General features: G+C 32.5%; 26 protein-coding genes and 1 tRNA gene. 11 read left to right on the top strand and 16 right to left on the bottom strand.

Going from position 1 to position 22,242, the window contains the following annotated elements; translation table 11 throughout:
• Positions 1–133: 133 nt before the first annotated feature.
• Complete coding sequence (locus tag MMJJ_RS06555) at positions 134–1,072, bottom strand: ATP-binding cassette domain-containing protein (protein ID WP_104838159.1); 939 nt, start codon at positions 1,070–1,072, stop codon at positions 134–136.
• 14 nt (positions 1,073–1,086) lie between these two features.
• Entirely contained in the window at positions 1,087–1,854 is a 768-nt protein-coding gene (gene wtpB / locus MMJJ_RS06550) for a tungstate ABC transporter permease WtpB (protein WP_104838158.1), read from the bottom strand.
• A gap of 167 nt (positions 1,855–2,021) precedes the next feature.
• Between wtpB and hypB the strand changes: the two genes are divergently transcribed.
• On the top strand, positions 2,022–2,696 hold the full coding sequence (hypB, locus tag MMJJ_RS06545) for a hydrogenase nickel incorporation protein HypB (RefSeq protein ID WP_104838157.1): 675 nt from the start codon (positions 2,022–2,024) through the stop codon (positions 2,694–2,696).
• Between the two features lie 26 nt (positions 2,697–2,722).
• Here the strand turns inward: hypB and MMJJ_RS06540 are convergent, their stop codons facing one another.
• From MMJJ_RS06540 to MMJJ_RS06525, 4 genes are read right to left on the bottom strand one after another with little or no spacing between them, the layout of a single operon-like run.
• The gene (locus tag MMJJ_RS06540) at positions 2,723–3,142 is read right to left on the bottom strand and encodes a DUF2120 domain-containing protein (protein WP_104838156.1); all 420 of its coding nucleotides are present in this window, start codon (positions 3,140–3,142) and stop codon (positions 2,723–2,725) included.
• A 9-nt stretch (positions 3,143–3,151) separates the two neighbouring features.
• A complete protein-coding gene (locus MMJJ_RS06535; RefSeq protein ID WP_104838155.1) occupies positions 3,152–4,174 on the bottom strand; it encodes a UPF0104 family protein in 1,023 nt (340 codons plus the stop codon).
• Positions 4,175–4,225: 51 nt separating this feature from the next.
• On the bottom strand, positions 4,226–5,392 hold the full coding sequence (locus MMJJ_RS06530) for a preprotein translocase subunit SecD (RefSeq protein ID WP_104838154.1): 1,167 nt from the start codon (positions 5,390–5,392) through the stop codon (positions 4,226–4,228).
• Between the two features lie 17 nt (positions 5,393–5,409).
• Positions 5,410–6,255, bottom strand: a complete 846-nt coding sequence (locus MMJJ_RS06525) for a protein translocase subunit SecF (protein ID WP_104838153.1) — start codon at positions 6,253–6,255, stop codon at positions 5,410–5,412.
• A gap of 107 nt (positions 6,256–6,362) precedes the next feature.
• Here MMJJ_RS06525 and MMJJ_RS06520 point away from each other — a divergent pair, with 107 nt between their 5' ends.
• Positions 6,363–7,625 (top strand): TldD/PmbA family protein, encoded by a 1,263-nt coding sequence (locus tag MMJJ_RS06520; RefSeq protein ID WP_104838152.1) that lies wholly within the window; start codon positions 6,363–6,365, stop codon positions 7,623–7,625.
• A gap of 51 nt (positions 7,626–7,676) precedes the next feature.
• Positions 7,677–8,366, top strand: a complete 690-nt coding sequence (gene rnc, locus MMJJ_RS06515; protein WP_104838151.1) for a ribonuclease III — start codon at positions 7,677–7,679, stop codon at positions 8,364–8,366.
• Positions 8,367–8,408: 42 nt separating this feature from the next.
• On the opposite strand, the gene MMJJ_RS06510 is transcribed toward rnc, so the two are convergent.
• The 6 genes from MMJJ_RS06510 to MMJJ_RS06485 all read right to left on the bottom strand — a co-directional run bounded on the left by MMJJ_RS06510 (position 8,409) and on the right by MMJJ_RS06485 (position 13,943).
• On the bottom strand, positions 8,409–9,659 hold the full coding sequence (locus MMJJ_RS06510) for an LL-diaminopimelate aminotransferase (protein ID WP_104838150.1): 1,251 nt from the start codon (positions 9,657–9,659) through the stop codon (positions 8,409–8,411).
• Between the two features lie 110 nt (positions 9,660–9,769).
• Entirely contained in the window at positions 9,770–10,576 is an 807-nt protein-coding gene (gene pheA, locus MMJJ_RS06505) for a prephenate dehydratase (protein WP_104838149.1), read from the bottom strand.
• On the bottom strand, positions 10,573–11,283 hold the full coding sequence (locus MMJJ_RS06500) for a class I SAM-dependent methyltransferase (RefSeq protein WP_104838148.1): 711 nt from the start codon (positions 11,281–11,283) through the stop codon (positions 10,573–10,575). Before MMJJ_RS06500 ends, pheA begins: the two co-directional genes overlap by 4 nt.
• On the bottom strand, positions 11,280–11,570 hold the full coding sequence (locus MMJJ_RS06495) for a hypothetical protein (protein ID WP_104838147.1): 291 nt from the start codon (positions 11,568–11,570) through the stop codon (positions 11,280–11,282). Before MMJJ_RS06495 ends, MMJJ_RS06500 begins: the two co-directional genes overlap by 4 nt.
• A gap of 9 nt (positions 11,571–11,579) precedes the next feature.
• Entirely contained in the window at positions 11,580–12,551 is a 972-nt protein-coding gene (locus MMJJ_RS06490) for a methanogenesis marker 2 protein (RefSeq protein WP_104838146.1), read from the bottom strand.
• A 147-nt stretch (positions 12,552–12,698) separates the two neighbouring features.
• Positions 12,699–13,943 (bottom strand): phosphoglycerate kinase, encoded by a 1,245-nt coding sequence (locus MMJJ_RS06485; protein ID WP_013999848.1) that lies wholly within the window; start codon positions 13,941–13,943, stop codon positions 12,699–12,701.
• Between the two features lie 366 nt (positions 13,944–14,309).
• Here MMJJ_RS06485 and MMJJ_RS06480 point away from each other — a divergent pair, with 366 nt between their 5' ends.
• Positions 14,310–14,762, top strand: coding sequence for a hypothetical protein (locus MMJJ_RS06480; protein WP_011171477.1), 453 nt, complete (start codon positions 14,310–14,312; stop codon positions 14,760–14,762).
• An 8-nt stretch (positions 14,763–14,770) separates the two neighbouring features.
• Positions 14,771–15,316 carry an adenylate kinase family protein gene (locus MMJJ_RS06475; RefSeq protein ID WP_104838145.1) on the top strand — a complete coding sequence of 182 codons (546 nt, stop codon included), beginning with the start codon at positions 14,771–14,773 and terminating at the stop codon, positions 15,314–15,316.
• Between the two features lie 7 nt (positions 15,317–15,323).
• Here the strand turns inward: MMJJ_RS06475 and MMJJ_RS06470 are convergent, their stop codons facing one another.
• Complete coding sequence (locus tag MMJJ_RS06470; RefSeq protein WP_104838144.1) at positions 15,324–16,520, bottom strand: tripartite tricarboxylate transporter permease; 1,197 nt, start codon at positions 16,518–16,520, stop codon at positions 15,324–15,326.
• The gene (locus MMJJ_RS06465) at positions 16,521–17,132 is read right to left on the bottom strand and encodes a hypothetical protein (RefSeq protein ID WP_104838143.1); all 612 of its coding nucleotides are present in this window, start codon (positions 17,130–17,132) and stop codon (positions 16,521–16,523) included.
• A 207-nt stretch (positions 17,133–17,339) separates the two neighbouring features.
• Here MMJJ_RS06465 and MMJJ_RS06460 point away from each other — a divergent pair, with 207 nt between their 5' ends.
• From MMJJ_RS06460 to MMJJ_RS06445, 4 genes are all read left to right on the top strand, one after another.
• On the top strand, positions 17,340–17,795 hold the full coding sequence (locus MMJJ_RS06460) for a cytochrome c (RefSeq protein ID WP_011171481.1): 456 nt from the start codon (positions 17,340–17,342) through the stop codon (positions 17,793–17,795).
• 22 nt (positions 17,796–17,817) lie between these two features.
• Positions 17,818–18,288, top strand: coding sequence for a YeeE/YedE thiosulfate transporter family protein (locus MMJJ_RS06455; RefSeq protein WP_011171482.1), 471 nt, complete (start codon positions 17,818–17,820; stop codon positions 18,286–18,288).
• A gap of 61 nt (positions 18,289–18,349) precedes the next feature.
• Positions 18,350–18,910: a DUF3343 domain-containing protein gene (locus tag MMJJ_RS06450; RefSeq protein ID WP_104838142.1), complete on the top strand. Its 561-nt coding sequence runs from the start codon at positions 18,350–18,352 to the stop codon at positions 18,908–18,910.
• Positions 18,907–19,728 carry an NAD(P)H-hydrate dehydratase gene (locus tag MMJJ_RS06445; protein ID WP_104838141.1) on the top strand — a complete coding sequence of 274 codons (822 nt, stop codon included), beginning with the start codon at positions 18,907–18,909 and terminating at the stop codon, positions 19,726–19,728. Before MMJJ_RS06450 ends, MMJJ_RS06445 begins: the two co-directional genes overlap by 4 nt.
• A 21-nt stretch (positions 19,729–19,749) precedes the next feature.
• Here the strand turns inward: MMJJ_RS06445 and MMJJ_RS06440 are convergent, their stop codons facing one another.
• Entirely contained in the window at positions 19,750–20,067 is a 318-nt protein-coding gene (locus tag MMJJ_RS06440) for a DUF4870 domain-containing protein (protein ID WP_013999856.1), read from the bottom strand.
• A gap of 153 nt (positions 20,068–20,220) precedes the next feature.
• Between MMJJ_RS06440 and MMJJ_RS06435 the strand changes: the two genes are divergently transcribed.
• Positions 20,221–20,295: transfer RNA gene (locus MMJJ_RS06435), tRNA-Ile, on the top strand.
• 60 nt (positions 20,296–20,355) lie between these two features.
• On the opposite strand, the gene MMJJ_RS06430 is transcribed toward MMJJ_RS06435, so the two are convergent.
• Positions 20,356–20,946: a translin family protein gene (locus tag MMJJ_RS06430; RefSeq protein ID WP_104838140.1), complete on the bottom strand. Its 591-nt coding sequence runs from the start codon at positions 20,944–20,946 to the stop codon at positions 20,356–20,358.
• A gap of 268 nt (positions 20,947–21,214) precedes the next feature.
• Here MMJJ_RS06430 and MMJJ_RS06425 point away from each other — a divergent pair, with 268 nt between their 5' ends.
• Entirely contained in the window at positions 21,215–22,219 is a 1,005-nt protein-coding gene (locus MMJJ_RS06425) for a 50S ribosomal protein L3 (RefSeq protein ID WP_011171487.1), read from the top strand.
• The last annotated feature ends 23 nt before the right edge of the window (positions 22,220–22,242 follow it).

Here is a 22,242-nt window from a genome sequence, read left to right as displayed (position 1 = left end):
TAAATGCACTTTGTCCATACATTTATTTAAACTACTTAAAATAGTAAGTGCTTCAAAATTCAAATAATCATTAAAAAAATAAAAAAATAAAAAAATTCGCGGAGTTGCTACTTTAAAATAAAATAGTGATAACTTAATTAATTGGAACTTTCCTTTGATACATAATAGACACAGTATCTCCAATATTTACGGGATTTTCACCATCAGTTATAGTTTTTACAGCCGTATCTCCAACATTAACTGTTACTTTTTTGTAATATCCAAAATCAACTAATGATTCGACCGTTCCAGTAATACTTTCACCATTGTCTCCATTTAAAGATTTATTAACAAGTATCTCTTCTGGAGCAACTGCAAAAGTTTCTTCTTTATTGGATATAATATTGTATCCCAAAAAATTAGCTATTTTTTCATTTTTAGGCGTTTTAAAAATCTCAGGATTTCCAAAATCGTTTAATTCCCCGTTTATTAATATTGCAATCTGGTTACCAAGCGTTTTCGCTTCCACAAAATCGTGAGTTATGTGGATTACAGGAACTAATTCTCCAATTTTTTTTAATTCCGATATTACACTTTCTTTTATGTTGGTATCAAGAGCAGACGTTGGCTCATCAAGAAGTAAAATTTTTGGATCGAGTACTAGTGCTCTTGCAATTGCAACTCTTTGCTGTTCTCCACCACTTAATGTTGTTGGTTTTCTATCCAGAATATGTGAAATATGCAAAAATTCGGATATTTCCATTACTTTTTTTTCAATTTCTGCTTTTGAATATTTTCTAAGTTTCATTCCGTATGCAATGTTATTGTAAACATTCATGTTTGGAAAGAGTGCGTAATTTTGGGGTACATAACCAAAATTTCTTTTTTCCGGAGGCATTTCAGTTATATCTTCCCCATTAAAGTATATTTTTCCAGAATCAGGCTTTAAAATTCCAGTTATGCACTGAATTATAACAGATTTTCCAGCACCACTTGGACCGAGCAAAATGCAGTAGTTGTTTCCAATTTCTAAGTTCACACTTTTAAGCTGGAATTCTTTCCACGATTTACATAAATTTTCTAACTTAAGCATTGGTATAACCTCGATTATTTCTTGTTATATCTTACAAGCCGAAATACTGAAAACAAAACAATACTCAGTACAATCATAATAACAGAAATTGGTTTTGAAGAACTAAGCCCGTATTCGTTGAATCTATCCAATATCAAAACCGGCGTTGTTTTTGGGAAATATGCTACAATTAATATTGCTCCAACTTCGCTAATTCCTCTTGCAAATGTCAAAATACTGCCGGAAACCAGGTTATTTTTAATAAGAGGTAATGAAATATTAAAAAACGTCTTTATTTTTGAAGCACCAAGAGTTCTTGAAACATTTTCAAGTTCCTCATTTACCATTAAAAATCCATCTCTTCCGCTGTTTACCATGTAAGGAAGTCCAACGTAGAGCATTACTACAACAATTCCCCAAAAATTGTCAACAATCTCAAAACCGATATTTTCAATTCCTCTTCCAATTGAAGTTCCGTAGAAGAATGCTAAAATCATAATACCGATTACAGAGTGAGGTATTGCCATAGGAATGTCGATAATTGCTTCGACTACATTTTTTCCAGTGAAATGGTATCTTGCAAGTAAATAAGACAGAGGTATCCCTAAAAAAATCGCCAATGCTGTTGCAGTACTTGCTGCTTTGATACTTACAAGAAGCGATTTAATTACTTCTGAATCGTGAATTGCACCCGCTACATTTCCAGGATTTAAAATCATGTTTAACAGGGGAAGTAATACAAATAACAGTAAAAATAGTGAAATCACCAAAAATAACAGATTAAATCCTTTGTCAGCCTTCAAAATATCACACCAAACCATATTGTATTGTAAATAGTTTTGAATTAATATATTAATGTAATGGTAATTATAACTGCTTAATCGTTTTTCAAATAATACATATTTTTATAAAATAAGATTTGAACTTATCTATACTCTTTAAGTTATGGCTAGTTTTAAGGTGATAATTCATGCATTTTGTTGATGTTTTGAATATAGGAAAAGACATAATTAAGGCAAATAATAAGAATGCAGATAAAAACAGGAAAATATTAGAAGATCATGGTATCGTGGCATTTGACTTTATGGGTGCAATTGGAAGCGGTAAAACTCTTTTAATCGAAAAATTAATCAATGAATTAAAAGACGAGTACAAAATTGCATGTATTGCAGGCGATGTAATCGCAAAATACGATGCTGGAAGAATGGAAAAGCACGGCGTTAAAGTTATTCCATTAAATACTGGTAAAGAATGCCACCTCGATGCTCATCAGATTGGACACTGTTTCCATGACTTAGACCTTGATAATTTAGATATTATTTTTATTGAAAACGTTGGAAATCTTATATGTCCAACAGACTTTGATTTGGGAACGCACAAAAGAACTGTTGTTGTGAGTGTCACTGAAGGAGATGACACCGTTGAAAAACACCCTGAAATCTTCAAAACAGCTAATTTGACCATAATTAACAAAATAGATATTTCAGAAGCTGTTGGTGCTGATCCGCAAAAAATGTTAAATGATGCAAAAAAAATTAACAAAGATATGGAAGTTCTATTAACTGCCATAAAACACGACAACGGCGTTTCAGATGTTGTTGAATTCATTAAAAAAACAATTGAAGAAGTAAAAGCCCAAAAATAATTATATAAAAAATTGATTTTTCTTTTTTAAATTGCCATTACTTCGACAAATTTTGGATCTTTTGAAACTTTTTCATACCACATGCTAATTCCGATATAAACACCGCCCTTTTTTCCAATGGAATAATCGCAATCGCACCCGATGTCCTCAAAACCACTTTTTACGCCCTCAAATGCGAATTCATCGCCGTAAGTTTCAGAATCCCCAATTAAATTATTTATTTTTGCAACCATATCCAAAATATCGTCTTCATTTGCTAACTCAAACCCGTTTTGAACGAGTTTTTCGGTTAAATATTCTTTTATAGAATTATATTTTTCAAATTCGGGATCCCTACAAACGCTTCTTACTGAAAGAATGCCTTCTTTATTAATTACTGGTTTTGAACCCCTAAATGCGTCCATTGATTTTACAATCCTGCCCATAACTACATTTAAATTATTCATAGTATCCACCTAACTTTCAACTTCGTAACTGTTTTCTTTAGACTTCTTTTTTATTATTTTAAAGGCTATCGATCCAATAATTGTAACCCCGATATAGGATATTGACCTATCAAGAAGGGTTCCTGCTGCCGCATTTGAATAAGGTATGTTAAAGAATGAATACATTGCAATCATTGCAGTATCACTCGTTCCAAGACCTCCAGGAAGTGTTGGTAAAATTCCAACAAGAAGTGCTACAAGGTACGTCGATGCAACGGATATGAATGCTACATTTGTGCTTATAGCAATAAACAATACATAAATTCTAAATATATCTAATAGCCACCATGCTGATGAAATTAAAAGTGCTGTAATCATTCCCCTTCTATTTCCCTTGAAAAATATCATTGTTTTTTGGAACTTGTTTATTGTATCTTTTATTTTCTGCTCATTTAATGTTTTAGAGGAAAATTTAGTAACAATCTTTGCAATCTGGAGTGTTATCTTAAAAGCCCATTTTTTGTGCATTGCAATATACACTATAGAAATTGTTAAGGCCATTACCAAAAACCATGCAATAGCGAATGCTTCTGTGTAAACTACGCCTTTTAAAGCAAAATATATTATTACAAAAAAGCTGAAAATTAAAAATATAACACTATCAAGTATCCTTTCAATTATTACTGCAGAAAATGAAACGTGATATGGTATCTGCTCTAATTTTGATAAATAATATGCCCTAAATGGCTCACTACCCCCTTTCATCGAAGGAGTTACGTTGTTTATGAATTGGCCCATCGTAATTAGAAGAAGAAGGTTTTTAGAGCCTGCACTGTACCCATTTAATTTTAAAAGGTAGTTCCACCGCATTGAAAGAACATAAAGAGTTACTAAATAAATAAAAACAGCGAATAAGTAGATTCCAACATTTGCCGATGCTAAAACTGCACAGACTTCAAAAATGCCTATTTTGTAAATTATAAATGAAATTATGGAGATACCAAGTCCATATACAACAATGTTTCTTAAAAGCCGGTGCTGTTTTCTGTCCATTTGATCCCCAAAAAATAAAGTAGGTAAATTATTTTATTTAATTAGTGTTACTTAATGTTTTAATACATATTGTATGATCCTTGAAAATGCAGGCCTTGAAATTGAAATTCCCATTAAAACACCTGCAATTGTAGTTATAGCAAATCCCTTAAGCATTCCAATACCCATCACAAACAGTGGAAGCATTGCTGCAATTGTTGTAGCCGCTGCACCAAATATAATGAAGAATGCCCTTTTAATGCTTTTGGTTACTTTTTTAGCTTCACCAGAAATCGTTTCATCGGTGATAACTATCTGGTGGTCCACACCAGTTCCTACTGCTGCAATAATACCTGCAATTGATGCGAGGTCAAGTTTCCAGTTAATGAGTGATGCAAAACCCAAAATTAACAGAACTTCTGAAAATCCAGTTATTAAAATTGGAAGAACTATTTTTGGATTTTTGTACCTAAATGAAATAACTGCTGCAACAGCAATAAATGCAAATATTCCTGCAATTACTGATCCTTTTATAAATTCTGAACCGAGTGTCGGTGAAACAGAACTGATATATTCGATATGTACTTTTACAGGAAGTGAACCTGATTTTAAAGCAGTATAAATAACCCAAGCTTCGTCAATATCCTCTTCAGTTGGGTTAGATCCTGCAACCGTGATTACCTGATTTTGGTGTATATTTCCATCAGCAAGATCTGCTGAAAGTAGTGGAGCACTTATTGCTTTTTCATCCATGTAGAGTTCTACAGGATATCCGCCTTTTCCATAAGCTACATCTGCAAATTTTTGTGCCCCGTCAAGAGTTAATTTAAATCCTACCCCGTAACCTGAAGCGGTCATTCCAGGTTCTTCAACATATGATACATCCTGTCCAGTATATGCTGTTTGATTATCAATTACCGCAGTAAATACCCCTTGTTGTGTTAAAATCTTTTGTATCCGTTCTAAATCTGCACTTTCCGGTATCTCAATAACTATCTCATCACTACCCCTTGGGTAAATCCTGACGTCACTAAGACCGTTTGTATTGAGCCTGCTTGTTAATATTTCATTTACAGTTGTCATTTCAGATTCTGAAAGCTCACTTTCAGTCTGTAAGACTATTGTAGAACCACCACTTAAATCTACACCAAAGGAAATTCCTTTAAATGCGATAAGAAGCAAGGAGGCCAAAACACATACTAAAAGAATTACTACTTTATGATCTTTTAGCAATTTCATTCTATCTCCTCGTTAAGTTACTTCCCTTTTTTGTATTCGCTAACGTAGTACTTTAAAATTCCTGCATTTGTCATCCAGGTAAGCATTAAGTCACCAATTAATCCGATAAGAAGTACTGCTGCGATATTTGCAAGTACATCTGCTGCAGGAACTACGAATGTAACTACAAGGTAGAGTACTGCCATTGCAAAAATTGTCGTTAAAGACATTGTTATTCCTGTTTTCATTGCTCCAGCAATTCTTTCATCAAGAGTTCCTGATCTTCTTTTCAATACCCTTGTTGTAAGCATGATGTCTGTGTCAACACTGTATCCAACAAGCATCAAAAGTGCCGCAATTGTTGCAGTCGATATTGGAATATTGAATAAACTCATTCCCCCTAGTGCAATTGCCATGTCTGATGCAGCTGCAAGAATAACTGCCGCACTTGGAACAGGTGTTCTAAATATCGCGTAAACAACAATTGCCATAAATATAAACGCAAATCCTACTGCTTTCATTCCTTCTTCCCAGAATTTACTACTTAAAACTGAACCAATTTGTTTTTCAGTGTAGCTTAATTCTGAAAGGTCTTGGACATTAAAAAACCCTTTTACTACAGCCCTTACTGAATCTACATCAGTTTCAAGGCCAGATTTAATTACTACAAATGTTCCGATTGAAGACTCTGATATTTTGACTTCTGAATCGGGTAGTTGTTCTTTCAAAACACTTAAATCCGTGTTCGCTGGTGCAAGGATACTTATTTCAGTTCCCCCACTTACGTCAATGCTTTCTTTGAGCCCGTTTACTGATACAAGGGTCAAAGATAGTAGTGCTAAAATTATTGGGATAATTGTTAACACTTTATAGTTGATATTCATCCTTTCCCTCCAAAAATAGAGTTCATAACATCAATTATTAAAAAACAATATTATTTAAATATTTATGAACTATAAAAAACGAGTATATGGAAAGAATGGTGCTAATCATGGAAACAGATTTACAGTATTTAATCGACAGAATTATGGAAATTTCAGAAAAAAAAGGTTTTGAAGCCGAAGTGTTTATTTCAAAAGGAAAACACTTCAGTTCAGAACTTGATGGGGAAAATTTAGATAGTATTGAAGAATCTGATGATTTCGGAATTGGAGTAAGAGTTATTAAAGATAAAAAAGTTGGATTTGCATATTCTTCTAAAAATGACATTGATGTAGTAAATAAAGCAATGGAAAACCTGATTTACGATTCCGATACATGTTTTTCAAACCCTGAAAAATACGCTCATCCAAAAGGAATGTTTTATGATGACGTCAAAAAACTGACTGAAAAAGAGTTAATCGATGCACTCTTTGAAATGAAAGATATTTTAAAAGAAAATAAAATTACAACAGTAAGCGGTGGAGTTTCAAATTCTTACGGCTATTCAAGGATTATAAACTCAAACGGAGTTGATGTTGAAGAAGAAAATACATATTACTCTGCATCAATTGCGGGAATTAATAACGGGGAAACTGCATACGACTATTTAACAAAAAACAATATTTTTGATGTTAAAGAACTTGCAGAAAATGTTGTAGAATTTTTGAAAAATCCAAATGCAATAAAAACGGAATTTGAAGGAAATATCGTGTTAGATCAAAGAGCCTTGAACTCACTTTTAAGCTACACACTTATTCCCGCATTTAACGCTGAAAACGTTCAAAGAAACAGATCAGTTTTAAAAGATAAACTGGAATGTGACGTATTTGGAGAAAACATCACAATTGAAGACGATGGAACAAGAGATTATTCGCTTTATTCTGCAGTTGTAGATGGTGAAGGAACCAAAACTCAAAAAACAACACTTATTGAAAACGGTGTTTTGAAAAACTACCTGTATGATATCAAAAGAGCAAATATTGAAGGAAAAGAGTCTACTGGAAATGCGAGCAGAGGATATTCAAGCCTTCCTTCAGTTGGGCCGACAAATATCGTAATTGAGCCTGTTGAAAAACAGGAAAACATTGATGAATATCTCTACATCAACACACTAATTGGAACGCATACTGCAAACCCGATTACAGGGGACTTTTCAGTTGAAATCAGCAACAGCTACATCATGAAAAAAGGCGAAAAAACACCTGTCAAAAAAGGACTTCTTTCTGGAAATATCTTTGAAATCTTAAAAACTGCAGTTCCCCTTGATAGAGTTGAACAAAGAGGAAAATTAATTTCACCACCACTTTTATTCAACGGAAAAATCCTTGTTTAACTAAAAACTAATAATTAACTATTTTTTTAATTTATTTTTGCAGGGGGTTTGATGAAAAATTTTGAAAAACTGCTTTCGAAACTTGATATACAATTTAATGACTTAAATATATTTAAACGAGCATTTATGCATTCTTCATACATAAATGAACAGAAAAATACTAATTTAGAAAATAATGAACGATTGGAATATTTAGGGGATGCTGTTTTGGACTTAATAATTAGTGAATACTTGTTTAAAAAAGAAAATTTATCCGAAGGGGAAATGTCAAAATTGCGGGCAAAATACGTCTGTGAAAGTGCACTTTTTACTTACGCTAAAAAACTTAAATTTAACAATTATATACTTTTAGGAAAAGGGGAATTAAATTCTGAAGGATACAATAAACCAGCAATTGTTTCAGACGTTTTTGAAGCATTTATCGCCGCGATATATTTAGATCAGGGTTTAGATTCAGTTAAAAAGTTTGTATATAATCACATAATTCCAATTATTGAAAAAAGTTCAAAAGAATTTTTTATTGATTATAAAACTAAATTGCAGGAAATTCCAGGATTATCCAATAAAACTATCAAATATGTAAATTTAGAAGAAACTGGAGAGGCCCACGATAAAAAATTTGTTGTAACAGTGAAATCGGACCGAAATATACTTGGAAAGGGAATTGGAAAAAGTAAAAAGGAAGCTGAAATGAAAGCTGCCAAAAATGCACTTTTAAAACTTGAAAAAAATAAAAATTAAATTAATTTGGATTAAATTAAAAATTTAAAAAAAGTTTAAAGTTTATTCAAAAACAAATTCTACTTCAGTTAATCTTCTTTTAACTTCGTTTAAGATTCTGTCTTCTTCTTCGATTGAAATTTCGCCGTCTTTGAATGCTTCAAAGCATGCTGCCATTCTTACGAAGTTTCCTGCATCGTCCCATGGCACGGTTGAAATAAGTTTTTCTTTTATCATGAATTGTGAGAACTCTTCAGCGTTTGCAAATTTAGCGCCGTCTTTTGTTCCGATTGGTGCTTTCACGTAGAGGTAGAATGTTCCTCCAGGCATTTTTGCGTTGAATCCTGCTTCTTTTAAGATTTTAACCATTTTTGAAAGTCTTCTTTCGTATTTTGCCCTTGTTTTTTCAGTGATTTCAGGGTGTCTTAAACAGTGAATTCCTGCTTTTTGAATTGGAATGAACTGTCCGCTATCGTAATTATCTTTAACTGCTGCAAAGCCCCTTACAATGAGTTCGTTTCCTGCAACAAATGCAAGTCTCCATCCAGTCATGTTGTACGCTTTTGAAAAGCTGTGAATTTCAACACCAACTTCTTTTGCATCTTTTAATGAGAGGAATGAAAGCGGTTTGTCGCCGTAAGTTAATGCAGAGTATGCCGCATCTTGAATAACTATTAAATCGTTTTCAAATGCAAAATCTACTGCTTCCTTGTAGAATTTTTTGGTAGCCTGAGCACCAGTTGGATTGTTTGGGTAGTTTAAGTAAAGAATTTTTGCTTTTTCCTTAACTTCTTTTGAAATTGCGTCGAGTTCTGGCAAGAAGTTATTTTTTTCCAACAATGGTAAGGTTTCTACACTTCCGCCGTACCATTTGGTGTGTGTTGCAGTAACAGGGTATCCTGGAACTGTCATTAAGGTTACATCGCCAGGATTGATAAACACTGATGTAATGTATGCTAAAGCAGGTTTTGATCCGATTGAGTGAACTACTTCGTTTACAGGATCTAAATCTTTAACCCCAAAGATTTTTTCCATGTAAATTGGGATTTCGTCTTTTAATGCCTGAACACCGTTGTCAGAATATCCTCTATTTTCGTGTTTTTTTGCTTCTTCGCATAAAACTTCAACTACGGACTCGTCAGCCATTTCATCAGGTTCTCCAACACCCATGTCGATTAATTCCATGTCGGGATACTTTAATTTCGCAGCCTGTTTTGCTCTTTTAATTTTTTCGAATTTGTAGATTACATCTTCTTTTCCAAAGCTTTTGCCGCCAATTCTTTCAGCAAACAAGTTTTGAATGTAACTTTCCATTTTAACACCCGAATAAGTGATTTTTAGTAAGTAAGCGGTTTTCATATAAATAGTAATGCATTTTAAAATATGTAAATGGATAAATTAATTTCTTTCGCCATATTCTGTTGTTATACCACAAAATAATTTCCAAGTTCGATTACATTTAATGCCCAAAACCGAAGATCTCTAAGTAGCGCAGAATTGTCATCATAATATTCGTAATCTATGTAAAATACATAATTTCCAATTTCTTTTTTAGAAGGTCTTGATTCAATTCTTGTTAAATTAACATTTCGATATTTAAATACGCCCAAAACTTCATAAAATGCTCCAGGCATGTTTTTATTTATTTCAATTACAAGGGATACCTTATTTGGTTTTAAATCAGTTTTAAAATCCTTTTTTTTATTGCAGATTAAAAAAAATCTTGTTGTATTATTTTTGTAATCTTGAATGTTTTCATCAAGGACGTTTAATTCATAAATTTCTGCATTTTCAACACCGCAGATTGCTGCAAGTTTCTCGTCTTTTTTCTCTGAAACAATTTTTGCAGCTTTTGCGTTGCTGTCAACAGGCATTATATTCCAGTTATTTTTTGTAATGTAATGTCCACACTGTGCTAGTGCCTGAGGATGAGCTAAAACTTCGGTTACTTTTTTGATATCGTAGCCAATTAAACAGTGGTTTATCGAAATATCCACTTCACCGAGAATTTTTACGGGAAATTCCAAAAGAAGGTCTTGTGTAATCGATACTGAACCGCCAATTGAATTTTCAGATGGAACTACCCCAAAAAATTCAGGATTGGTTTCAACTGCCTTGAAAACATTATAAATTGAATCTTCGAACTGGATTTCACTATCATTTATCGCTTTTGAAAATGTAACAGCAGCTTTTTCGCTGTAACTTCCCCTTGGCCCAAGACAGCAGATCATTTTTTCACCATTTTGCAAATTAAAAACTGTCCTTTAAATTTCAAAACCTTTGAAATCTTTTCGTCATTTTTAAAAAATAAATCTATTATTCTTTTTAAAATAAGTTTTGGAAACAGCTTAAAGAATGGATGTAAAAAATAAAATGATTTTATATACTCTATTTTGAAATCAGGGGATTCATTATCAATAAAATCGGATTTTGAAATTAAATTATGAGGTATTTTCCAGTCAACAAATATTTCATCATTGATTATTGAATCGGCATTTACTACAATAAAATAAGCTCTTCCATTTGTTTTTAAAACACGTTTTACTTCAAAAACTGCTTTTTCAAAATTAACATGCTCTAAAACATTGATGCACAAGATTAAATCAAAAATACCATTCTTAAATGGTAAATTTTCAATATTTGCACAGATTTTATTTTTTTCAATTTTAAATTTTTTTAAAAGATTCAGCGAAAAATCAAGGTAAACCGTATCAAAATCTTTTGTTAAGTTGTAAAATGAACCAAAACCGCAACCGCAATCGAGTATTTTAGTATTTTTGTGGGATTTGGATAAAGATTTAAAAAAGTCATCTTCTGAAATTATCTTAAAAATAAGGTTTTCTTCAAACTCCATTAAAAGTTTTAAGTAATTAGGATACTTTGAAACGTCCCAATTTTCATAAAAAGCTTTTACTTCGTCTGATTTTAATTTATTCATAAAATTTCACACATAAGGCTGTAGACAATAGTGTCTTCTGGAAATGCTGCTATTATCTCTTCCTTAATTTTTGCTAATTCTTCAATGCTTAATTCTTCATCAATTTCCTTGTCAAGACAAAAACCCGACCTGTAATAACAATCAGGTTCGTAAATTGCCGCAAATTCTGGAAATTCAAGCGAAAGAACTTTTAAATCTTCGCCCAAAATTTCAACAAGTTTTTGAAGAACGTTTTCAAAATCTATTTTCTCAGGGTTGTAAAATACACCATCTATCATCATTTTCATGCATATCCCTTAACAGCCGCAGATGTATTCTGTATCAAAGTCAAAAAACATTGTTTTTTCGGTCCCGTCAGTTATCATGAATTTTTTATCATTTTTAACTTCACCGCAGACTGCAGATTCGATTCCTGCAAATTCAAGTTTTTCGATTAATTCTTTTGTTTTGTTTTCAGGCGCGGTAAATACAAAACCGCTTCCAGGATACATTTTAAGCCAGTGGTTTAATGAAATATCTTCTGGAACAGGGATTTTACTTACATCCACCATTGCACCTTTTTTTGAAACTTCTAAAAGCATTCCTAAAGTCCCAAGTCCGCCCGGATTACTTATATCCTTACATGAGTTTGCAAGGTGTTCTTCACCGATTATTTCGAGAACTTTTAACTGGTCTCTAACGTATTTTTTAGATTTCATTGAAGTAGTATCCCAGTTTAAATTAAATTTTTCATGGATTTTTCCATCCAAATCATATGCGAAGACGATTTTGTCACCAGTTTTTGCAGCATCGCTCCTTAAAACATGGTCTCGTTTTACAATTCCTGTAATTGAAATATCTAAAACATTGCACTGTGCATCAGGGTGCGTGTGGCCTCCGAGGACAGGTATTCCAAATTTACTGACCCCTTCTTTAAGGCCCTTTAACAGATCTTTTCCTTTATCGCAGTCTTTTATACCTATAATATTTGTCATTCCAATAGATCTCCCGCCCATTGCGGCAATATCATTTGCATTTACTAAAACTGCGCAGTATCCTGCCCAAAATGGGTCTGCTTCAAGTAATTTTCCCCAGATTCCATCTGCCGCGAGTAAAACTGCATTTTCGTCGTCGATTCCAATTATTGCTGCATCATCCCCAAAATCTACAACAATATCAAAGTCATAATCTTCCTGAAAATTAAAATTATTAACAACATTTTTGATTTCTTTTTTTCTTGTAACGCCTTCAAAGTTTCTGAGTTCATCAGCGAGCTTGCTTAAATCCATAAAATCGCCTATCTGTTCTATAATGTCCGAAAAAACTATTTTAATAATAAAATAGTAAGTTGATTCTTATATATAACTTTCCATAAATATTGATTTGAACCGAATTTTAAAAAACAAACCCGATTCATTACGACTTTTATTTTGAAGTTAAAGTTTATGTTTTTCGTAAGATTTTGACAGCATTTCAATTACAGGGAGTTTTTTACCAGCTAAAAATTCGATACATGCACCGCCACCAGTGCTGATGTGGTCCATTTTTCCTGCTAACCCTACAACTTCGGCAGCTGCTGAGAGGTGTCCTCCACCGATAACCGAAAAGCCTTTTGAATTTGCAGTGCTTTTTAAAAGTTCTTCTGTTCCTTTTAAGAAATTTTTATTTTCGAAAACTCCAGCAGGTCCGTTTGCAACAACCGTTTTTGCATCTTTTAAAATTTCTTCGTATAGTTTCATGGTTTTTTCGCCCATGTCGTGAATAGGGTAAGTTATTTCTTCGTTTAAGTCGAGTTCTTTTTCAACCCGTTCACCATCGACATTTAATGCTGCATCGATTGGAACCACAATTTTATCCCCATATTTTGAAATTAACTCTTTTGCAATTTCTATCTGGTTGGTATAACCCATATCTGCAATTACATTTTCGTTTGGGCCGATTTTGTAACCTTTTGCAACTAAAAAGATATTTGCAACTACTCCACTTGTTAAAACCTGATCTGCAGTCTGTTTCTCAAGCACATTTTTTAATACTTCGATGCTGTCGTCAGCTTTTGCACCACCAAGCGCAAATACACAAGGTCTTTCAGGGTTTTTAAGAACTTTCGTAAGTGTAAATAATTCTTTTTCCATAACCCTTCCACATAACATTGGAACATAGTAAGAAAATCCAACAAGAGAAGGTTGAGCCCTGTGAGCTGCTGCAAATGCATCGTTAACAAAATAATCGAAAAAAGGATGTAATTTCTTAATCATAACTGTTTTAGCCTGTTTTTCTGGAGTAATTTCTTCCCAAGACTTCCAATCAGATAAAACTTCTTCTGCAAGAAGCCTTACGTTTTCAAGAAGTATTATTTCTCCATTATCCATTGCAAGAATTGCTTCACGTGCAGACGCGCAGATTAATCCATCTACGTGTGTAACTTCCATATTTAATACTTCGGATAGTTTTTTCGCGTGAGCTTCGAGGGTCGTGAAATCTTTTTTTCCAGGTCTGCTCTGGTGTGCTAAAATAACTACCTTTGCTCCCTTTTCTGAAAGACTTTTTATCGTATCACTACATGCCTTAATCCTTGTATCATCTAAAATATCTCCAGTATTAACATCAATAGGGCTATTAATGTCAACTCTCAATGCAACCGTTTTTCCTTCCAATTCAAAGTCGTCAAGAGTTAAAAACATTATTATTCCTCCGTTTTTTCGCGATTTGGTTAAATTCGTTCTTTGTAACATCAATATTAAATTGGTACGTATAATAAAACATTATTTTAATATTATTGGTAAAAGAATTACTTGAAATAGTATTTATAAATTAATACCTGCTTTTCAAAACCCATTGTTTAAACTTGATTTATTATCTCAATTATTCAAAAGTGCCATTTAAACCGTATTTTGAATTATTATGTACTTTTTAATCACTTTATTGGACATATATTATTTAAAATTAATAAAACAGAAAAATTTAATCAAAAAAGATAAATAACTTCATTATATAAATGTATTATAAATCCATGTATTCAGGCACATGAGCCACGGCGGAGGAATATCATGTTTAAAAAAATAAAAAGAATATTTGTGGGAAATAAAGAGTTGCCAACCCAGGTTCCAGTACAAGACGAAGAATATGTTGTAATAGGCCAAGAATATTCAGCATACGAAATCAAAGAGTCTGAAAAAATCCCAATACAGGAAGATACTTCTGAAAACAAAGTGCAAGTTATAAAACATAAAATCTATCCAAGAGTCCTTACCACAAGAATTAAATCGCCACAAGACTTTGAATACATTAAAAATATAGTAGAACACGATGTTATATTGATTAACCTTGAAGAAGTGCCAATAGAAGCAATTATAAAAGAATTTAACGATTTTAAAAAATACCTCGAAACACTCGATTACAGCCTTGGAAGAGTTGGAGAAAACACGATTCTTGCAATAAAATCAGACGTTGAAATGGATAAATACGTTTCAGAAGAACCTGTTCACGAAGTTGAAGAATAGGTGAAATTATAATAATAGCAATCACGGGAACTCCCGGAGTTGGAAAGTCTACTGTATCAAAACTCCTCTTTGAAAAATTACAATTAAAGGGTAAAGATATCGCTTGCATAAACATTACTGAAATAGTTTCGAAAGAAGGATTTTATCTGGAAAAAGATGTTGAAATGGATTCTTATGTTGTTGATTTCGATAAATTAAATGAATATATCCGTTCAATTAAAACAGAAGATATAATACTGGATGGGCACGTCAGCCACTATTTAAATCCTGATTACATTGTTGTACTTCGAGCAAATCCATTGTTAATTAAAAACCGGCTGGAATCTCGAAAATATCTTCCAAAAAAAGTAAAGGAAAATGTTGAAGCAGAACTTTTAGATGTCTGCTTAATAGAATCTATTGAAAAAAACGACGAATCAAAGATTTTTGAAATAGACTGCAGTGAAAAAGGTCCAGAAAATATAGTAAATGAAATATTAATGTTTTTAGACTCAAAAAATCCAGAATATGGAAATGTAAGCTGGCTTGAAGATTACTTCTATCTTATTGAATAACTCTTTTTTAAATTTTTAAAAAATAAAGAATTGTTGGGAATATTAATACACCCATCATGTTTGATAGATTTACCCTGTTTTTAACACATAAAACTCCGATTGAGATTGATATTAAATATATTACAACGTGATAAATCAAATAAGCTTTAAAAGAAAGAATTAAAACTAAAATCGTGCAAAAAACTATCAAAACTTTTGAAATTAGCCCGTAATCAAATTTATTAATGTTTTGTAAGAAATATTTTGAAATCACGGTTAAACTCAGAAAAGAAATACCTGTTGCAATAAGTACGCTTGAAAAAAGTTCTGACTGAGTGTATTCTATTTTTAAAGTTCTTATAGCTTCTGAAATTCCGCTTCTTCCAGTTCCAATCATCATGAGTGCCAAAATGGAAAAAAGCTCGTTTGAAAGAGTTATTGAACCTTGTGAAATTATAAAATTTTCGATATTTTCTTCTTTTATCAATTTACTTAAAAAATAATTAATCTGTGCGCCACCGGTTGCCGGAATAAATATCCTTAAAAATCCGCCAAAAGTTCCAAAAACTGCAGATTTTAGATACGACAATTTTAGTTCAGGAAAACTGATAAACTGGCTTTTGAGTTCTTTTTTAGTTAAATTTTCAAATAAAAGCGGAATTCCAAACATTCCTGTAAATATCACGGTTAAAGAATAATCAAAACTGGGATTTTTATAAAATACAATAATTCCCAAAATTCCTGAAAATAAAATTATTAAAGTAGTCCAGACCCGATTTTTTGAAAAAATAACTGAAATTAAAAGAAATAACATCAAAATATATGGAAGAAATGGTTTTAAATATGAATAAAAACTTTGAAAATCAATATTTATTCTGGAAATTATCAAAAATAGGAATATTGAACAGATTATTCCAAAAAATGCTCCAAAACCTGCCAGAACTACTGCTTCGTAGCCCCTTCCCAAAATCGTTAAATTGTGCATTGGAACCGCTGCTACTGCAGATTCGTCGTCAGGAACCCCGATAAATGCGGAAGGAATGTAATTTAAAAAATAGTGTGAAATTAAAAGCCCGATTAAAAAACTAAAATAATTACTGCTTCCAAAATAAGGATATAAAATTATAGAAATGGGAATAAGCGTATTTGGATGAATTCCAGGGATTAATCCTGTAATTGTGCCAGTAAATGTTCCAAAAATTAAAAAGAATAAATTATTAATCATTTAATCCCTTTCTTCACAGTAACTGCATTTTTCATACTCTAAAATTTTCGCATCATCTTCAATTTTAAAATAAATTTTTTCGCTTATTTTCTCCCCGTACGGACAATCTTCAAAAGTGTGGTACACATTACTGTTTTTGGATGCATAATAATTTGTTTTGTATTTTGAAAGAAAGATATCCCGTTCAAAATTCACTTTTTTGATTAATTCAAAATCATTTGGATCGTTTAAAACTATTTCATAACGCCCGTTGTAAATTTGAATTTTTCCGCTAACTGATACAATATCTCCTTCTTTTATTCGCGGAGTTGTTTTTAGAATAATTTTTAAAAATTCATCCGATTTATCCCCTGGAAAATATACTAAAAGATCGCCTGCGGTTTCATCCATTAATTTAATAGATTTTATGCCAGTAACTTCGAGATATTCATTTTTTTGTACATCCAATTTCTGTATTCTAGCAGTTATTTTTACATAATCACCTTCATTTAAATCAGAAATATGTTTTTCTTCAGGAACAAGTTTAAACGTTGATAAAAAGGGAATTCCTAAAACCACGCAAAATATACACAGAAATGTTATTTTTTTATCATTTAATATTAAAGACGACAATTTAACCCCTCATTAATTATGTCCTTAATAATCTAACAATATATTCATATTTAAACCCATATACTTTTGTTAATTTAACTAAATATTATTAGATTACTTAATAAATAGTTATAAATACGTTATTATCCAGAAAAAATTATGTTTTGACTAAATGCATATCAAAATATCTAATATAAAACACTATATTAAAGAAATAGGGGTGACTAAATGAAAGTTTCACCATTGCAGACTGGCCTTATCGCAGGTTTTTCCGCAATACTCTTGGAAGTTATCTTTAAAGTAAGTCCGCCTCCAGCATACGGACTCTGTGTTGCATGCCACACGAGAGACCTTGTGAACTGGATCGTAAATAGCGTTGCTGGAACCACATTAGGAATGGCTCCAGTATCAAAATTAATTCCTTTGTTAACTGTTGTTGGTTTATTAATCGGTGCACTAATTGGTGCAATTGTTCACAAAGATTTCAAAATTAGAAAAACCCATGGTTTAGTTACTGGATTCATACTTGGATTTTTAGTACTCAACTTTGCACTTTTAATGGGTGGTTGCCCAGTTAGAATGGGTTTAAGAACCGCTTACGGAGATTTATTTGGTTTACTCGGTATTTTAGGTATTGCTGCCGGAGTAATCGTTTCTACTGAAGTATATCTAAAAAAGGCATAATTAAGGAAAAAAAGGTGAAATGATGAGTTACGTACCTGCAATTGCCACTTTGGCATTTGGTATTCTTTTAGGATACTTAGGACAGAGATCATCAATGTGCTTTTGTGGAGGTATCAGGGATTACTACCTCATGAAAGATACATGGTTAGTTAAAGGTTTACTCGGATTTGTCGGAGGAGCCATACTTGGTGCAGTTATATTCAATGTTATTGGAATGCTTCCATTATTCCCATGGATTGCAACAAAAGGACTCACAGCAATTCCCGGAGATGCTGCAGGAAGCTTAGGCTTTGGTGCACACTTCATAGTTACAATCATTGGTGGTTTTGGAGTTGGATTCCTCTCAATTATTCAAGGTGGATGTCCATTTAGAAACTACGTGATGGCAGGAGAAGGAAACCAAACTGCTATGGCATACGTACTTGGTTTAGCAGTTGGTGCAGTAGTATTCCACATGTGGGTAGCTCCATTTGTTCTGTCAATTTTAGCATAATCACTAAATATAATTAATTTCTACTATTTTTTTGAAAAATTAGCTCAACTTGGTGGCATTCATGTCTTCGATTTTCAATAAATTAAACACAATTCTAAATCCCAAAAAAGAAGAAAAAAAGGGAAATGGATTAATATTATTTAAAAATGTAAAAGAGGCCATATCTGCAGAAAGAATTTTAAAAAATTATTCTGTAAAAGTTGTAGCTCCGCCTCAGGAAGTAAGGGAAGGTTGTGATTTAGCAGTTGAATATGACCTTGTAGAAGAAATGGGAATTAAACGGGAACTTGAAAAAAATAACTTAAATGCAGTTAAATTCATATCATTAGATGACGCTTCGATGGAACCTCTGAATCTTGTGAAAGTAAAAGAAATTGATGGATTTACTCTTGTAAGATCCGGAAACATGAAAATTACAATTGATAAAGTTGGAAAAATTGTAAACGTGTCTGGAGGGGGCTGTCCAGATGTTCCTTACCTAAATTTAAAACTAAAAGGGAAGAATATTCTAAAAATACCTGAAGAAGATACTCCAAAAAATTTAGGATACACGCTGTGTGCATACACACTCAATAAAGCTTTTGAAAAAGCGAAAACAATTGCATTAGAGGGTACAAAATGATTATTGCAGGTGCTGTACCGATAAAAGGAATGGAACTTATCAAAGGTCCTGTCAAATTAAATAAAGATACTTTTGAAATAAAAAATAAAGAACTTCCAATATCTATGGGAACCTGCGCTCTTTTGGGTGCGGCGTTTAAAACGTTGGAATATTTTGGAAAAGAAGATGAATTAAAATTCATTACTGCGGGAGATATTGGGGAAGGAGATGGAAGTTTAAAAATTTACGAAGAACTGCATGAAATTAATGATGATTTGACAATTATCCACTACATAAAACCAAAAATATCTGAAATTATTAAAGTTGATTTCTCAAAAAACGTCATTGGTGATGCAGGTGGAATGTATGCTGGAAAAGCTGCAGGAATTGGGGATAAATTTCACATGTTTTTCCCTGATGTTGGAGAGCTCGCATTTTTAGCAGATGAAAATTCATCCCACCCTGCATATGTAAGGGGATTTATTTCAGAAATTGACGACCAAGAAATTCCAAAACTAATCAAAATGGCATATACACAAAAAATGCCAAAAAATATGGTTGTAAAGGGAAGTAAAGACCATATTGTAAATGAAGGAAATATTGTAGATACTGTTGAATATCCAAAATTTGAAGCAATGGAATGCATTGGAGGAACTGGAGATACCCTGACAGGAATTACTTCTTCATTGATTGCATGTGGATTTAAAACAGAAAAAGCAGGAATACTTGGATGTAAACTAAATAGAAAATTAGGAGAACTTGTAAAACCAAGCCCCGATACGCAAATTTATGAAATCATTCAAAAAATGCCTGAAGCTTTAAAAGAATTTGATCTATAATAAATTAAAAAAATAAAAAAATTAAATTTGTTTTTCTGCAATATCTCCAATTATAGGGAATTTGTATCTTTCGCCTTGGTATGCTTTTATCATGCCTACAATCCAGATTATTAATCCAATTAAACTTAAAAGATTGCCTAAAATACCGCCAACAATGGGAATATAACCAGAAATGATATTTAAAATGAATATTGCTCCAAATGCAATTGTAGACTGCATTGCGTGGAATTTTACAAAACTACTTTCTTTTTCAAGGAGTAATACAATTATTCCCGAAACAAAGCCTAATAGGTATGCCAAAAGTGCCGTGTGTGTATCTTTAAGACCAAATAGTGCCATAATCTACCTCTACCATCGTTTAACATTTACATTATATGCCTGCAATTGGTAATTATTACTTTTGGTTTGAAATACATTCAAATGTAATACTTGTAGAAAAGTTTATATATGAAAACACCTTATTTCATTTTGCTTCGAAAAGCATTGGAAATTAGGGCAGTGGCTCAGCCTGGTTAGAGTGCTCGGCTGATAACCGAGTGGTCCGGGGTTCGAATCCCCGCTGCCCTACTTTTTTCTATTTTGGGAAAATTAATTTGTATATTTAGATATATAATTAATTAAAAAAGATTATTTATTAAATTTTGAAAGTTCTATTCTAAGTTTCAGGTTTTCATTGAAGTTAACTATATCCCCATGTGTTTTTTCGATCAAACTTCTTGAAACGTCTTGTTTTCTCCTAAGTCCATCAATTACGTGGTAATTATCAAATTCCATTAAAAAGTCATAAATTTTATTCATATATTCAAAATAAAGTTCTGCTTTTGTTTTTTCATCTTTTCGAATCGATTCAAGAGTTATTCTTCTAAGTTCGCCGATAACATCGCACAATCCCAAAATATAGTTTTCTTCTAAAGTACTTTCAAAATCGGAAAACTCCAAAATTTTATTTTCAAAAATTACAGAATAGTAAACTCTTGCTTCTACATACTCTTGTTCTGGCGTTCCACGATATTTTTGGAATTCAAAGTGATTTTCTGAATAATTTTTTAATTTCTTTAATTTTTCTTCAATATCTGAAAAATCTACCGTTTCCCCTTTCTGTGTTTTTCGAATAATTAATCCTGAATCCTTTACAATTTCCCTTGAAATCTTCAAAATTTTTTCCCTTGTTTCATTCTTTTTTTCAAAGAATTCGAGTAGATAAGAACTATTTTTCACAATATCACCCTGTTTTGTTACGTAAATACAATAATAACTAAAAATATTTCTTTTTTAAAATAAATACTGATTTAGTCAGTTGTGGAGTTAACTATATATATTGTAATGATTAATGTTTGTAGGCAACTATGTGGAAGACCTGAAAAGGCGCGAGCCATTAATAGGTTGCTTTGTTTTTAAAAAAAACTTAACAAACACTTCAAAAAACGACTAGTTCTACGCGAATAAAACACGGGAATTCTAGTTAACTATCATAGGAGGTTATACTATGGGTATGAAAAAAAATAGACCTCGTAGAGGTTCCCTAGCATTTAGCCCAAGAAAAAGAGCTAAGAAATTAGTTCCTAAAATCAGATCATGGCCTGCAGATAAAAAAGTAGGGCTCCAAGCATTCCCTGTATACAAAGCAGGAACAACACATGCTTTATTGATCGAAAACAACCCTAAAAGTCCAAACAGCAGTCAGGAAGTATTCACACCTGTAACTGTATTAGAAACACCGGACGTTACCGTAGCAGGAATCAGACTCTACGAAAAAACAACCAAAGGGTTAAAAGCATTAACTGAAGTATGGGCTGAACAGTTAGACAGCGACTTAGGAAGAAAATTAACTTTAGCTAAAAAAGAAGAGAAAAAAACTGTTGATGCTTTAGACGCAGTTTTAGAAAAAGCTACAGAAGTAAGAGCTATTGTTCACACAAACCCAAAAACTACAGGAATACCAAAGAAAAAACCTGAAGTTGTTGAAATTAGAATCGGTGGATCATCAGTTGCTGAAAGATTAGCTTACGCTAAAGAAATCTTAGGCAAAACACTCGCAATTAGCGATGTTTTCGAAGCTGGCGAAATTATCGATACCTTAGCAATTACAAAAGGTAAAGGATTCCAAGGATCAGTTAAAAGATGGGGAATCAAAGTTCAATTTGGAAAACACCAAAGAAAAGGTGTTGGTAGACACACAGGTTCAATCGGTCCATGGAGACCTAGAAGAGTTATGTGGACTGTACCATTACCTGGTCAAATGGGTTTCCACCAAAGAACTGAATACAACAAAAGAATCTTAAAATTAGGCAGCGAAGGCGCTGAAATTACACCTAAAGGCGGATTCTTAAACTACGGTGCTGTTAAAAACGGCTACGTTGTAGTTAAGGGAACTGTTCAAGGTCCTGCAAAAAGATTAGTAGTTTTAAGAGGATCTGTAAGAGCTGCTGAAGACAAATTCGGCTTACCTGAAATTGCTTACATCAGTACAGAATCCAAACAAGGAAACTAATTACTCAAAAACACGAGCAGGTG

The sequence above is a fragment of the Methanococcus maripaludis genome, from assembly GCF_002945325.1.
GTDB classification, from domain to species: domain Archaea; phylum AGJL01; class Methanococci; order Methanococcales; family Methanococcaceae; genus Methanococcus; species Methanococcus maripaludis.
Note: the sequence above shows the minus strand (reverse complement) of the source record. Positions and strands in the feature narration are given on the sequence as shown.